Source organism: Stenotrophomonas thermophila (assembly GCF_001499715.1).
GTDB classification, from domain to species: Bacteria; Pseudomonadota; Gammaproteobacteria; order Xanthomonadales; family Xanthomonadaceae; genus Stenotrophomonas; species Stenotrophomonas hibiscicola.
Window position 1 is genome coordinate 105825 of sequence record NZ_CVIW01000056.1, and the last position, 15167, is coordinate 120991.

8 protein-coding genes are annotated in these 15167 nt (G+C 67.7%); 7 read left to right on the top strand and 1 reads right to left on the bottom strand.

All coding sequences use genetic code 11. The features are described 5' to 3' along the window. The first annotated feature begins 14 nt into the window (after positions 1 to 14). The 3 genes from xylA to BN1263_RS17475 are packed head-to-tail and all read left to right on the top strand — an operon-like array spanning position 15 to position 5345. Positions 15 to 1349, top strand: coding sequence for a xylose isomerase (gene xylA / locus BN1263_RS17465; protein WP_058982950.1), 1335 nt, complete (start codon positions 15 to 17; stop codon positions 1347 to 1349). A gap of 31 nt (positions 1350 to 1380) precedes the next feature. Continuing rightward, entirely contained in the window at positions 1381 to 2790 is a 1410-nt protein-coding gene (locus tag BN1263_RS17470; protein WP_058982952.1) for a sugar porter family MFS transporter, read from the top strand. Further along, entirely contained in the window at positions 2787 to 5345 is a 2559-nt protein-coding gene (locus BN1263_RS17475) for a glycoside hydrolase family 3 protein (RefSeq protein WP_144435384.1), read from the top strand. Before BN1263_RS17470 ends, BN1263_RS17475 begins: the two co-directional genes overlap by 4 nt. A gap of 32 nt (positions 5346 to 5377) precedes the next feature. Here BN1263_RS17475 and BN1263_RS17480 read toward each other — a convergent pair whose 3' ends face one another. Further along, positions 5378 to 6430: a LacI family DNA-binding transcriptional regulator gene (locus tag BN1263_RS17480; RefSeq protein ID WP_058982954.1), complete on the bottom strand. Its 1053-nt coding sequence runs from the start codon at positions 6428 to 6430 to the stop codon at positions 5378 to 5380. A gap of 92 nt (positions 6431 to 6522) precedes the next feature. Here BN1263_RS17480 and BN1263_RS17485 point away from each other — a divergent pair, with 92 nt between their 5' ends. Genes BN1263_RS17485 through BN1263_RS17500 form a run of 4 tightly spaced genes read left to right on the top strand, consistent with a single transcriptional unit; the run spans position 6523 to position 15120 of the window. Continuing rightward, positions 6523 to 8697 (top strand): alpha-glucuronidase family glycosyl hydrolase, encoded by a 2175-nt coding sequence (locus BN1263_RS17485; RefSeq protein ID WP_058982956.1) that lies wholly within the window; start codon positions 6523 to 6525, stop codon positions 8695 to 8697. A gap of 32 nt (positions 8698 to 8729) precedes the next feature. Next, the gene (locus BN1263_RS17490; RefSeq protein ID WP_080398870.1) at positions 8730 to 10682 is read left to right on the top strand and encodes a sialate O-acetylesterase; all 1953 of its coding nucleotides are present in this window, start codon (positions 8730 to 8732) and stop codon (positions 10680 to 10682) included. Between the two features lie 53 nt (positions 10683 to 10735). Then, positions 10736 to 12430: a glycoside hydrolase family 43 protein gene (locus BN1263_RS17495; RefSeq protein ID WP_058982960.1), complete on the top strand. Its 1695-nt coding sequence runs from the start codon at positions 10736 to 10738 to the stop codon at positions 12428 to 12430. Beyond that, the gene (locus tag BN1263_RS17500; protein ID WP_058982962.1) at positions 12427 to 15120 is read left to right on the top strand and encodes a glycoside hydrolase family 3 protein; all 2694 of its coding nucleotides are present in this window, start codon (positions 12427 to 12429) and stop codon (positions 15118 to 15120) included. Before BN1263_RS17495 ends, BN1263_RS17500 begins: the two co-directional genes overlap by 4 nt. The last annotated feature ends 47 nt before the right edge of the window (positions 15121 to 15167 follow it).

Sequence of the window (15167 nt, forward strand, 5' to 3'; positions counted from 1 at the left end):
CAGGAGCACGCACCATGAGCACGCAGCCCTTCATCGGCGCCAAGGAATACTTCCCCGGCATCGGCCGCATTCCGTTCGAGGGCAAGGGCTCGGACAATCCGCTTGCCTTCAAGGTCTACGATGCCAACCGGGTCATCGGTGGCAAGACCATGCAGGAGCATCTGCGTTTCGCCGTGTGTTACTGGCACACCTTCTGCAATGCCGGGCACGATCCGTTCGGCCCGGGTACCCGGCAGTTCCCGTGGGAGGCGGGCTCGCCGCTGGCCACGGCTGAAGCGAAAGTGGACGCGGCGTTCGAGTTCTTCACCAAGCTGGGCGTGCCGTACTGGTGCTTCCACGACATCGACCTGGCGCCGGATGCCGATGATATCGGCCAGTACCAGAAGAACCTCACTCACATGGTGGGCCTGGCCAAGGCGCGCCAGGAGGCCACCGGCGTCAAGCTGCTGTGGGGCACGGCCAACCTGTTCTCGCACCCGCGCTACATGAATGGTGCATCGACCAATCCCGATTTCGCCGTGGTGGCCCGCGCTGCGGTGCAGGTCAAGGCCGCCCTGGAGGCCACGGTCGAACTCGGTGGCGAGCACTACGTGTTCTGGGGCGGGCGCGAGGGCTATGCGTCGCTGGCCAATACGCAGATGAAGCGCGAGATCGAGCACTTCGCACGCTTCCTGACCATGGCCCGCGACTATGGCCGCAGCATCGGCCTGAAGGGCAACTTCCTGATCGAGCCCAAGCCGATGGAGCCGATGAAGCACCAGTACGACTTCGACAGTGCCACGGTGGTGGGCTTCCTGAAGGAACACGGGCTGGACAAGGACTTCAAGCTCAACATCGAGGCCAACCACGCCACGTTGTCCGGCCATACCTTCGAGCACGACCTGCAGGTCGCGTCCGATCATGGCCTGCTCGGCAGCATCGATGCCAACCGCGGCAACGCGCAGAACGGCTGGGACACCGACCAGTTCCCCAGCGATCTGTACGACACCGTGGGCGCGATGCTGGTCGTGCTGCGCCAGGGCGGGCTGGAGGGCGGGTTGAACTTCGATGCGAAGGTGCGCCGTGAGTCGACCGACCTGGAGGATCTGTTCATTGCCCACATTGGTGGCATGGACGCGTTCGCACGCGGCCTGGAGGTTGCCCATGCACTGCTGACCGAGTCTCCTTGGGAGCAATGGCGCAAGGAGCGCTACGCAAGTTTCGACAGTGGCGCCGGCCAGGAGTTCGAGCGCGGCACGCTCAGCCTGCCGGACCTGGCGGCACTGGCCTCCCGGCTCGGCGAACCGCGCCAGGCCAGCGGCAAGCAGGAGCGTTACGAAAACCTGCTCAACCAATACCTGCTGCGCTGAACGCGGCAACGGCGCACTCAAGGGGACGGGGATGAACCAGGCAGCAGGCAGCGGTGAGAACACGCGGCTGATCGTACTGATCAGCGTGGTGGCGACGATTGGCGGTTTTCTGTTCGGCTTCGACAGCGGCGTGATCAACGGTACCCAGGATGGCCTGCACCAGGCGTTCCGGTCCGGTGAGTGGATGCAGGGGTTCGAGATCGCGTCGATGCTGCTGGGCTGTGCGGTGGGCGCGTTCAGTGCAGGCCGGCTGGCCGACCGCCTGGGCCGTCGCAACGTGCTGATCCTGTCGGCAGTGATGTTCCTGCTGTCGGCACTCGGTGCCGGGGCAGCGGTGTCGTCGGGCTGGTTCATTGCCGCACGGGTGGTGGGTGGATTCGCGGTCGGCGCGGCCAGCGTGATCTCGCCGGCCTACATTGCCGAGGTCGCTCCGGCCCGCTATCGCGGCCGCCTGGCTACCGTGCAGCAGATCGCGATCATCACCGGCCTCACCGCTGCCTTCCTGTCCAACTACCTGCTGGCGGCCGCAGCGGGCGCGTCGACCGAACCGCTGTGGGGCGGGCAGGCCGCCTGGCGCTGGATGTTCTGGATGCAGGCCGCGCCATCGCTGCTGTTCCTGCTGCTGTTGCTGACCATTCCTGAGAGCCCCCGCTACCTGGTGGTGAAGCGGCGCAAGGACGACGCGCTGCGCGTGCTCACCCGGCTGCTCGGCGGCGACAAGGCCCGCGCCACGCTCGAGGAGATCGATGCCTCGCTGTCCAACGACCACCATCGCCCGCGACTGTCCGACCTGAAGAGCAGGGGGACCGGGCGGATCCGCCCGATTGTCTGGGTCGGCGTCGGGCTGGCCTGCTTCCAGCAGCTGGTCGGCATCAACGTGGTGTTCTATTACGGCGCCGTGTTGTGGCAGGCGGTCGGCTTTTCCGAAAACGACGCGCTGCTGATCAATGTATTGTCCGGTGCGCTGAGCATCGGTGCCTGCGTGGTCACCGTACTGCTGATTGACCGGATCGGCCGCAAGCCCCTGCTGTGGTTCGGCTCGGCCGGGATGTCGCTGTCACTGGCACTGGTGGTGGTGGCCTTTGCCAGTGGTTCGCTGGCCGACGGGCATCTGCAGCTGCCCGGCCGCATGGGCACGCTGGCGCTGGTGGCGGCCAACGCCTACGTCGTGTTCTTCAATCTGTCCTGGGGGCCGGTGATGTGGGTGATGCTGGGCGAGATGTTCCCGAACCAGATCCGCGGTTCGGCATTGGCGGTCGCCGGTGCAGCGCAGTGGACCTCCAACTTCGTGGTCACGGTGACGTTCCCGATGCTGCTGGCCGCGGCAGGGCTGGCAGCCACATACGGCATGTACCTCGTCGCTGCCGTGATCTCGGTGATCTTCGTCGTCCGGCACGTGCACGAGACCAAGGGCAAGGAACTGGAGCAGATGGAAGGATGAGCGCCATGACATCGCAGGCCTTGGTAATCCGCAGCGGCGCGCTGGTCGCCGCACTGATGCTGGGATTGCTTGGCTGCCGCGGCCAGGACCGGGCTGCCGCCGCCGCAGCTACCGACAAGGATCCCTGGCCGAAGGTCACCTGGCCGCTGGCCGCAGATCCGGCACTGGAGAAGCGCATCACCGACCTGATGGCCGGCATGACGGTGGAGGAAAAGGTCGGCCAGCTGGTGCAGGGTGACACCGCCAGCGTCACCCCCGACGATGTGCGCCGTTACCGGCTCGGCTCGATCCTGGCCGGTGGCAACTCCGATCCCGATGGCCGCTATGACGCGTCGCCGGCCGAATGGCTGGCGCTGGCCGACGCCTTCTACGACGCGTCCATGGACACGTCGAAAGGCGGCAAGGCCATCCCGCTGCTGTTCGGCATCGATGCCGTGCACGGGCAGAGCAACATCATTGGCGCCACGTTGTTCCCGCACAACATCGGGCTGGGCGCCACGCGCAATCCGGAGCTGCTGCGGCAGATCGGTGGCATCACCGCGCTGGAGACCCGCGTCACCGGCATGGAGTGGACGTTCGCGCCGACCGTTGCGGTACCCCAGGATGATCGCTGGGGACGCGCCTACGAAGGCTACTCCGAATCGCCGGAGGTGGTGGCCAGCTATGCCGCCGCCATGGTGGAGGGATTGCAGGGCAGGGTGGGAACCCCGGAGTTCCTCGATGGCCGCCATGTGATCGCCTCGGCGAAGCATTTCCTCGGCGACGGTGGCACCACTGACGGCAAGGACCAGGGCGACACCCGCATCAGCGAGTCAGATCTGGTGCGCATCCACGCCGCCGGATATCCGCCGGCAATCGCCGCCGGCGCGCAGACCGCGATGGCGTCGTTCAACAGCGTCAACGGTGAAAAGATGCATGGGCACCGGCACTACCTTACCGATGTACTCAAGGGCCGCATGAACTTCGGTGGCTTCGTGGTGGGTGACTGGAATGGTCATGGACAGGTCAAGGGCTGCACCACCACAGACTGCCCCGCGACCATCATCGCGGGCCTGGACATGGCGATGGCCTCGGACAGCTGGAAGGGTTTCTACGAGACGACGCTGGCTGCGGTGAAGGATGGGCGGATCACGCCGCAACGCCTGGACGATGCGGTGCGCCGGATCCTGCGGGTCAAGTTCCGCCTTGGGCTGTTCGAGGCCGGCAGGCCATCCACACGGGCCGTTGGTGGGCAGTTCGCACTGATCGGCGCGCCAGCACATCGCGCGGTCGCCCGGCAGGCCGTGCGCGAATCGCTGGTCCTGTTGAAAAACCAGAACGGCGTCCTGCCGCTGTCGCCGAAGCAGCGGATCCTCGTGGCCGGCGACGGTGCCAACGATGTCGGCAAGCAGGCGGGCGGCTGGACGCTCAACTGGCAGGGCACCGGCACCAGCCGCAGGGACTTCCCCAACGCGGACACGATCTACGAGGGCATCGCGCGCCAGGCCAGGGCGGCCGGTGGTGAAGCCGTGCTTGCCGTCGACGGTCGCTATGCAGTGAAGCCCGATGTGGCGGTGGTGGTGTTTGGCGAGGACCCCTATGCCGAGTTCCAGGGAGACCGGCCGACGCTGGCCTACAAGCCCGGCAACGAAACGGACCTGGCGCTGCTCAAGCGGCTCAAGGCCGAAGGCATACCGGTTGTTGCGGTTTTCCTGAGCGGACGGCCGCTCTGGGTGAACCGGGAAATCAATGCCGCCGATGCCTTCGTGGCTGCATGGCTGCCGGGCTCGGAAGGCGCCGGCATTGCCGATGTACTGCTGCGCGGAAGCGATGGCCGCGTGCAGCACGATTTCAAGGGCAAGCTCAGTTTCAGCTGGCCGCGCACCGCCACCCAGTACGCCAACAACGTCGGCCAGAAGGACTACGATCCGTTGTTTGCGTTTGGCTTCGGCCTGACCTACGCCGACAACGGCGACCTGGCCGCGCTGCCGGAGGCATCGGGCGTGACCGGCAGCGAGGGCGCGACCGGCGTGTTCTTCGCCCGCGGTGATTCAGGCCCCGGCATGGCGCTGCGCCTTGAGCAGGCCGCAGGCCAGGGCCTGACCGTGACCCGCGTGCCGGATGCATTGCCCGATGATCGGCTGAAGATCACCGGCGTGGATCATCTGGCGCAGGAGGATGGGCGACGCCTGGCCTGGTCGGGCAAGGGCGAGGCCGTCGCTGCACTGCAGTCGCACACGGCGCTGGATCTGCAGCGCGAATCCAACGGCGACCTGATGCTGCTGACCACGCTGCGGGTCGACGCTGCGCCGCAGGGTGAGGCGTGGCTGTCGGTCGGTTGCGGCGCGGGCTGCTCGGCACGCTTCGCCATCGGGGCCTCGCTGGCGGCGCTTCCACAAGGCCAGTGGAAGCGTGTTGGCGTGCCACTGAAGTGCCTGGCCAAAGCGGGCGCCAAGCTGGACGCGATCGACCGGCCGTGGTCGGTGGTGACGGCCGATGCGATGACGATCTCCGTGTCACGCGTCGCGCTGGGCGCACTGAACGAAGCCGAGGTCACCCTCGGATGCGGTACATGATGCCTGCGCTACCGCTACCGCTACCGCTACCGCTACCGGGGCGGCGCGGCTACCGAACCGCGTGCGATCAGCCGATGCGGCATCACATGATCGCGCAGCACCGTTGCGACCCCCGCCGGACGGCGGATGGTGCGCAGCAGGATGTCGACGGCCGCGTTGGCCATCGAGGCGATGGGCTGGTGGATCGTGGTCAGTTCCGGCCATACGGTGGTGGCGGCCGAGGTGTCATCGAAACCCACGACCGACAGGTCGCGCGGCACTTCCAGCCCGCGCCGATGCGCCACGGAGATGGCGGCGGCGCCCATGTCGTCGTTGCTGGCGAAAATCGCGGTCGGTGGCCGGCGCTGGGACAACAGCTTTTCGGCAGCAGCCAGGCCGGACCGGTAGGTGTAGTCACCGTGCTGGACCAGGCCGGGGTCCACCGCCAGCCCGGCCTCGCGCAGGGCGGTGACGAAGCCGTCGTAGCGGAGCGCACTTGCGCTCAGGTCATCGCGCCCTCGGATGAAGCCGATGCGGGTGTGTCCCTGCCGGAGCAGGTGCTCGGTCATTTCCCTGCCCGCACTGAAATCGTCGATGCGGACGCAGGACAGGGCCTCGCTCAGGCGACCCGATGCGATGGCCACCACTGGAATGCCAGCCTTGACCAGTTCGCTTACGGCGGCCTGCGATTCGCAGAGCGGCGGCGGCAGGATCACCCCGTCGACGCGTCCGGCGAGCGCGCGCGCCGCCCTGCGTTCGGAGTCGGCATCCAGGTTGTCCCAGTAGTCGATGACCAGCTGGATGGCGGAACTGGAGGCGACGCGCAGCAGGCCCACCAGCAGTTCGCGCAGGTAGGCGCCGCTGGGGTTGGTGTAGATCAGCGCAATGCGCGTGTGCTGTGCGGCAGCCAGCGAACTGGCGGCAAGATTGGGCGTATAGCCCAGCTCACGCACGGCGCGCAGCACGCGCTCGCGGGTGACGTCGCGCACCTTGCCCTGGTTGATCACCCGCGACACGGTCATCGGCGAAACGCCGGCAAGGGCCGCAACCTCGTCGATCGTCACGCCTGCGGTTCTGCGGCGAACCGATTTCTTCGGCTTGTCCAATGCACGATCCCTTTGTTCTTGGTGGCGCTGCCGCGCGGGTGCGAAGGACGATGATGCGCTGCCCCGGGCCCGGACGTAGTCTACAAAGGCGCATGTTAACGCCGTTGTTGCGTGCTGTCGGCACGCGCCTGTGCGCCGTGCTCGCACTGCTGGTCTGTGCTGGCGGTGCACGGGCGGAGGATGGCTACAGGCTGTGGATGCGCTACCAGCCGGTTGCCGCAACGGTCGCTGCCGATTACCGGCGGCAATTGGCCGAAGTGGTGGCCCCGGATTGCACGCCGATGCAGCGCGCTACCCGCGACGAGCTTGCGCGCAGCCTCCCTGGATTGCTGGGAACGGCGCCGCCAATGCGAACGGCAATCAGTACTGACCATGCCCTGGTGCTGGGTACGCCGCAGTCTTCGGCGCTGGTCGCCGCGTTCGGTAACGAGGTTGCCACGCTGGGCGACGAGGGCTTCCTGATCCGGCAGGTCCGGACCGAGGGGCGCGATGTGCTGCTGGTGGCGGCACGCCGGGACGTCGGCGTGCTGTATGGCACGTTCCACCTGCTGCGCCTGTTGCAGCGTGGCATGCCGCTGCAGGGGCTGGACGTGCGGGAGTCGCCGCGGGTCGCACTGCGTGTGCTCGACCATTGGGATAACCTGGATCGTTACGTCGAGCGTGGCTATGCAGGCAGCTCCCTCTGGGACTGGCAGACGTTGCCGCAGTGGCGTGACCCGCGCTACACCGACTACGCCCGTGCCAACGCCTCGCTCGGCATCAACGGCACCGTCCTCAACAACGTCAATGCCAGTGCGATGAGCCTGTCGCCGGCCTATCTGGCCAAGGCCGCCGCGCTGGCCGACCTGTTCCGCCCCTATGGCATCCGGGTCTACCTGAGCGCACGCTTCAGTGCGCCCATCGAGCTCGGCGGCCTGGCGACGGCTGACCCCCTCGATCCGGCTGTGCGGCGCTGGTGGCACGACAAGGTCGATGAGATCCATGCGCGCATTCCGGATTTTGGCGGCTTCCTGGTCAAGGCGAACTCGGAGGGGCAACCCGGCCCGCAGGATTACGGTCGCTCCCATGCCGACGGCGCCAATCTGCTGGCCGACGCGTTGGCGCCCTACAATGGTGTGGTGATGTGGCGGGCCTTCGTGTATTCGCACGAGGTTCCCGAAGATCGCGCCAAGCAGGCGTACAGCGAGTTTGTCAGGCTGGACGGTGCCTTCCGCCCCAACGTGATCGTGCAGGTGAAGAACGGCCCCATCGACTTCCAGCCGCGCGAGCCGTTCCATCCGCTGTTCGGCGCGATGCCACGCACGCCGCTGATGATGGAACTGCAGATCACCAAGGAATACCTGGGTTTTGCGACGCACCTGGTCTACCTGGGAGCGCTCTACGAGGAAGTGCTGCAGGCCGACACCCATGCCCGTGGCGAAGGCTCCACGGTTGCCCGCGTGATCGATGGCTCGCTGGAGGGCCACGCACTGACCGGTATCGCCGGCGTCGCCAACATCGGCGTGGACCGCACCTGGAGTGGCTCGCACTTCGACCAGGCCAACTGGTACGCCTTCGGCCGGCTGGCCTGGAACCCGCAGCAATCCGCGCGCACGATTGCCGAAGACTGGGCAGCGCTGACCTTCTCGCCCGACCCGCAGGTGACCGGCCCGATCGTGCGGATGATGATGGACTCGCGCGAGGCGGCAGTGGATTACATGACGCCGCTGGGCCTGCACCACCTGATGGCACGCGGCCATCACTACGGCCCCGGCCCCTGGGTGGACGGAGGCCCACGTGCGGACTGGACGTCGGTGTACTACCACCGCGCAGACAGCCAGGGCATCGGTTTTGACCGCAGCGCCGGCGGAAGCAACGCCGTGGGCCAGTACGCCCCGCAGGTCGCCGAGGTCTATGGCGACCCCGAGCGGGTGCCCGAGTCGCTGCTGCTGTGGTTCCATCATGTGCCGTGGGATCACCGCATGCGCTCGGGCAGGACGCTCTGGGATGAGCTGGTCGGGCGCTATTCGCGGGGTGTGCGCCAGGTGCGGTCGATGCAGGACACCTGGGCCGGCCTGAGCGACCGGATCGATCCGCAGCGGCATCGGCACGTTGCTGCGTTCCTGCAGATCCAGCACGACGAAGCGCAATGGTGGCGTGACGCCAGCGTGGCGTACTTCCAGTCACGCAGCGGACGGCCGCTGCCCGCCGGCGAACGGCCCCCGCCGCAGCCATTGTCGTACTACCAGGCGTTGCAGTTTCCGTTCGCACCGGGGGATGGCCGATGAGCAGGTTCGGAGCGGTCGGGTGTGTGCTGTTGATGATGGCTGCGGCAGTAGTGGCGATGCCGGCCGCGGCGCGGGAGACGACAGGACTGCTGCATCCGCTGTTCAGGGATCACGCCGTCCTGCAGCGTGACCGGCCCATTGCGGTCTGGGGGCACGCAAGGCCTGGGCAGCCGGTTTCCGTGACGTTTGCGGGGCAGGCGGTGAGCAGCCGGGCGGACGCCGCAGGCCGCTGGCAGGCGATGCTGTACCCGGTCGCCGCTGGCGGTCCCTACACGCTGGAGGTAAACGACGGAACGCGCCGGCAGACGGCGCGCGACGTGCTGGTCGGCGACGTGTGGCTGTGCTCGGGCCAGTCGAACATGGAGCTGCCGGTGTGGCGCTCGCTCAACGCTGCCAGCGAGATCGCCTCGGCCACGATGCCACGGATCCGGCTGTTCACCGTGCCGCAGCACGCCGCCGTGCAGGCACAGGAGACCTTCAGCGACAGCACTGCCTGGACATCGGCAACGCCTGATGCGGTGCGCGATTTCTCCGCCACCTGCTTCTACTTCGCGCGCGAACTGCAGCGCACGGTCGACGTGCCGATGGGGCTGATCGAGGCGGCGTGGGGTGGCTCGCGGATCGAGGCCTGGACCAGCGTTGGTGCACTGCGCGGGCAGGGCGGCCTGGATGAGGCCCTCGATATCCTCGCGCGGTCTGCGCGTGATCCGCTGGAGGCACGCGCGGCCTGGGGCCGCTACTGGCAGCACTGGTGGGCCACACGCGAGGGCACGCTGCCTGGCGACGCCCCATGGCGGGCGGATGCCGATGACCGCGGATGGTCGCGCGCACCGGCCACACTGGGCGCATGGGAGCGGTGGAACGAGCCCGCACTTTCCGACTACAACGGCATGGTCTGGTATCGCACGCAGGTGATGCTGAGCGCTGAACAGGCCGCACGCGGCGCGACCCTGGAGCTGGCATCGGCCGACGAGGTGGACGTGACCTGGGTGAACGGGGTCGCCGTCGGCAGCCAGTACGGCGCCGGCGAGAGGCGCTACCCGTTGCCACATGGCCTGCTGAAGGCAGGATCCAACAGCATTGCGGTCAACGTGCTGGACACCTACGGGGAAGGCGGCCTGGCCGGTCCTTCAACGGCACACGGCCTGCAGTTCGATTCCGGCGAGCGGGTGCCACTGCAGGGACCATGGATGTATCGGGTTGGGCCGGGCCAACAGGCGCCGCCGTTTGCCCCTTGGCAGGCGGCCACCGGGCTGTCGACGCTGTACAACGGAATGATCGCACCGCTCGGCGATTTCGGGCTGCGCGGCATGCTGTGGTACCAGGGTGAATCGAACACCGGTGATGGCGCGGCATACGCGGCGCGGTTGCGTGCGCTGCGCGACGATTGGCGGCGTCAGTTCGGTGCACGCACGCCACTGCTGCTCGTGCAGCTGGCCAACTATGGCCAGCCGCCGGTTGCGCCTGCCGACAGCGGTTGGGCGCAGGTGCGCGAGGCGCAGCGGCGCGTCGCCGCCGAGGATGCGCGGAGCGGACTCGCCATTGCCATCGACATCGGCGATGCCTACGACATCCACCCGCCGAACAAGCAGGAGCTCGGGCGCCGCCTGGCGCGCGTGGCCCGCCACGTGGTGTACGGCGAGCAGGATCTGGCACCGTCAGGTCCGCGGGCGGTCACGGCCGTGCGGACGCCCGCGGGCGTGTCCATCGCGTTCGAGGATGTCGAAGGCGCGCTCACCGCAACCGGTGCGCTGCGACCGATTGGCTTTGAACTGTGCGAGACCAGGGGTGATACCGGCCACTGCGACTACGGCGACGCCGAACTGGATGGGCGCCGGATCTTGCTGCGCGGCCCACGGTCGACGCACGCAACGCACGTCCGCTACTGCTGGGCCGATGGCCCGGTGTGCACGCTGCGCGATCGCAGCGGGGCACCGGCCGGCCCGTTCGAACTTCCCATTGCCGAAGCCGAGGCCCGACGATGATGACGCTGTCCACGAAGTTCCCTCTGGCCCCCGACAGGGCCGGCCTGAGGTCGATGGCGCGCCGCCTGCTGGGGGCGTTGTGCCTGCTGTCGGCCGCAGCCGCCCGGTCCAGCGCGCCGCCGGACGCTCCGCCGGTGTACTTCGACTGGTTCGAGTACCGCGGCGATGACCAGGCGTTTGAAGTGCCGCTGCCGGCCGGCCACTACCGCAATCCCGTCCTGGCCGGCTTCCATGCCGATCCCAGCATCGTGCGCGCGAACGGCCGGTTCTATCTGGTCAATTCCAGCTTCACCTACTTCCCGGGCATTCCGGTGTTCGAAAGTGCCGACCTGGTGCACTGGAAGCAGATCGGCAATGTGATTGACCGCCCCACGCAGCTGGATTTCGACGGGCTGAGCGTCTCGCGCGGCATCTTCGCGCCCACCATCGAATACCGTGACGGCACCTTCTACGTCGTCACCACCGCTACCGACAGCGGTGGCAACTTCATCGCCACCGCGCGCGACCCGGCCGGGCCGTGGTCCGATCCGCACTGGCTGCCCGGCATCGATGGCATCGATCCATCACTGTTTTTTGACGACGACGGCAAGGTGTACCTGATCAACAACGATGCACCGCCCGGTCCGCCGCGCTATGACGGGCACCGCGCCATTTGGATGCAGCAGATCGATCTGGCGGCGTTCAAGCCGGTCGGGCCCCGCCGGGTACTGGTTGATGGAGGCGTGGAGCCGGCGAAGAATCCGATCTGGATCGAGGGACCGCACATCTACAAGCGGGAGGGCTGGTATTACCTGTCCGACGCTGAAGGAGGCACCGGGCCGCAGCACTCGCAGGTGGTGCTGCGCAGCCGCGCGGTGTGGGGGCCCTACGTTCCCTATGCGGGCAATCCGATCCTGACCCAGCGCGAACTGCCGGACGACCGTCCGCTTCCGATCACCAATGCCGGCCACGCCGACCTGGTCGAAGGCCCGGATGGCTCGTGGTGGGCGGTGTTCCTGGCCAGCCGCAACTATCAGAAGCGCCACTACAACACTGGGCGCGAGACCTACCTGTTGCCGGTGCGCTGGCAGGATGGCTGGCCGCAGATCCTGCCGACCGATCAGGCCATTCCCTACGTGGCCAAGGCGCCGTCATGGATGCAGGGCGAGGCATCCCAGGCCCCGTCGACCGGCAATTTCGTAGCGCGAGACAATTTCGATGGCCCGACGCTCGATCGCCAGTGGCTGCGCGTGCGCGTGCCCAGGCATGCCTGGGCAGACCTGCACAAGCGCCCCGGCAATCTGGCCGTGCACCCGCTCGCCGAGGATCTGGACACGCTGCGCAATCCGGCGTTTCTCGGCCGGCGCCAGCAGCATCTGCGCTTCGAGGCGAGCACCGCGATGACCCCGCCAGCTTCCGGAGTCGCCGCCGGTCTGGCGGCGTTCCAGAGCGAGGCGTACTGGTACTTCCTTGGCGTTCGGGACCTTGGCGGGGGGCGCCTCTCGCTCTTCCTCGAAGCGCGCGACGGTGGCCGCAGCACGCGGACGCTGGCCAGCCGTGAAGTACCGGTGCCTGCAGCACTGCGCCTGAAGATTGCCGGCAACGAGGGCGACTATGCGTTCTCGTTCGACACTGGCGATGGGCAGGGCTGGCAACTGCTCGCAGGCGAGGTGGACGGCACCGTCCTGAGTACGGACCGGGCAGGCGGCTTCGTGGGCGCACTGCTGGGTCCTTTCGCGCGCGACGAGCGCAACGGGAGAAGCAAATGAGGCTGTCGATTTCGTCCAAGGCCCGCCGCCGTACCTGGCGCGGTGGGATCGCCCTGTTCGTACTGACCTGTGTGGCGGCCGCCGCGTCCGCGGCTGCGCCGCGGCCCTGGCTGGACGTTTCGGCCAGCTTCGAGCAACGGGCCGCGGCACTCGTCGCGCAGATGACGCTGGAAGAGAAGGCCGCGCAGATGCAGAACGCCGCGCCGGCGATCGAACGGCTGGGGGTACCCACCTACGACTGGTGGAACGAGGGACTGCACGGCGTCGCACGGGCAGGGCAGGCCACGGTGTTTCCGCAGGCAATCGGCCTGGCCGCGACCTTCGATGTACCGTTGATGGGGCAGGTGGCCACGACCATCAGCGACGAGGCCCGCGCAAAGCACCACCAGTTCCTCCGGGAAGGCGCGCATGGCCGTTACCAGGGCCTGACCTTCTGGTCGCCGAACGTCAACATCTTCCGCGACCCGCGCTGGGGCCGCGGGCAGGAAACCTACGGCGAGGATCCCTACCTCACCGCGCGCATGGGCGTGGCCTTCGTACGTGGCCTGCAGGGCGACGACCCCGTCTACCGCAAGCTGGACGCCACCGCCAAGCATCTGGCCGTGCACAGCGGACCGGAGGCCGACCGCCATCACTTCGATGCACGGCCCAGCCGGCGCGACCTGTATGACACCTACCTGCCGGCGTTCGAAGCGCTGGTGAAGGAAGGCGAAGTGGATGCGGTCATGGGCGCCTACAACCGCGTGTACGGCGAGTCCGCCAGTGCCAGCCGTTTCCTGCTGCACGATGTGCTTCGACGCGACTGGGGTTTCAAGGGCTACGTGGTCTCGGACTGCTGGGCCATCGTCGATATCTGGAAGCACCACCGTATCGTCACCACGCGCGAAGCCGCTGCGGCGCTGGCGGTGAGGAACGGCACCGAGCTGGAATGCGGCCAGGAGTACGCAACGCTGCCTGCCGCAGTGCGCCAAGGGCTGATCAGCGAGGCGGAGATCGACGATGCGGTGACCCGCCTGTTCACCGCACGGATGCGCCTGGGCATGTTCGATCCGCCGGAGCGGGTGCGCTGGGCGCGCATTCCGGCCTCGGTGAACCAGGCGCCGGCCCATGATGCGCTGGCCCTCAAGGCCGCGCAGGCATCGCTCGTGCTGCTGAAGAACGACGGCATCCTTCCACTGTCGCGCGACATCAAGCGCATTGCCGTGGTCGGACCCACTGCCGACGACACCATGGCACTGCTCGGCAACTACTTCGGCACACCGGCGGCGCCGGTGACGATCCTGCAGGGCATACGCGAGGCGGCCAAGGGCGTTGAAGTGCGTTATGCCCGCGGCGTCGACCTGGTGGAGGGCCGCGACGATCCCGGCGCCACACCGCTGATCGAGCCGACCTACCTGCGGCCCTCGGCGGAGTCGCCCGAGCGCGGCCTGCGCGGTGAGTACTTCCGCACGCCCGACCTGTCCGGCACTCCGGCCCTGGTGCGTACCGACGCGCAGATCGGCTTCCGCTGGGACCGCGGCTCGCCGACCGATAACCTGCTGGCACGCGGCGAAGCGGCACCGGGGCAGGGGATTCCCAACGACCGCTTCAGCATCCGCTGGAGCGGCCAGCTGCTGCCCCCCGCGTCCGGTCGCTACCGGCTGGAGGTGGCCGGCGATGATGGCTACCGCCTGTATCTGGACGGCAAGCGCGTGATCGATCACTGGGTGAACACGGATCGCCTGCATGCCGAGGGTGTCGAACTCGACCTGCAGGCCGGGCGTACTTATGACCTGAAGCTGGAGTACTACGACGACCAGCGCGATGCCGGCGTGCGCTTGGGGTGGCGCATGCCCGGTGCCAAGGCGCCGTTCGATGAAGCGCTCGATGCCGCACGCGAGGCCGATGTGGTGGTATTCGTTGGTGGACTCACCGGCGATGTCGAAGGCGAAGAGATGACGGTCAACTATCCGGGCTTTGCCGTTGGCGACCGTACCGACCTGCGACTGCCCGCGCCGCAGCGCACCCTGCTGGAGGCCCTGCACGGCACCGGCAAGCCGGTGGTGATGGTGCTTACCGGTGGCTCGGCCATCGCCGTGGACTGGGCGCAGGCGCATCTGCCGGCGATCCTGATGAGCTGGTACCCCGGGCAACGCGGCGGCACCGCAGTCGGTCAGGCGCTGTTTGGCGACGTCAATCCCGCCGGCCGTTTGCCGGTCACGTTCTACAAGGCCGGCGAAGCGATGCCGGCATTCGACGACTACGCCATGGAGGGCCGCACCTATCGCTACTTCCGCGGCACGCCGCTGTATCCGTTCGGTCACGGTCTGTCGTATACGCGGTTCGACTATGGAACGCTTCGCCTCGATGCAGACAGTGTCCGTGCCGATGGCCGCCTGGGCGTGGCGCTGGATGTGACCAACGCGGGCACCCGCAGCGGTGACGAAGTGGTGCAGCTGTACGTGCGGCGCGAGCACGCTGGCAGCGGCGACGCCGTGCAGGAACTGCGTGGCTTCCAGCGCGTCCAGCTGGCCCCGGGCGAACGCCGCACGGTGACGTTCACCCTGGAGGCGGCGCAGGCCCTGCGCCACTATGACGAAGCGCGCGCGGCGTACGCGGTGCAGCCCGGTGCCTATGAGGTCAGGGTGGGGGCGTCCAGCGCCGATATACGTGCGCAGGGCAGGTTCACCGTGGTGCCCGCGCATGACTGATCATCCCCGCCGGCATCGATTCCGCTTCGACCAGATTCCTTTTCAAG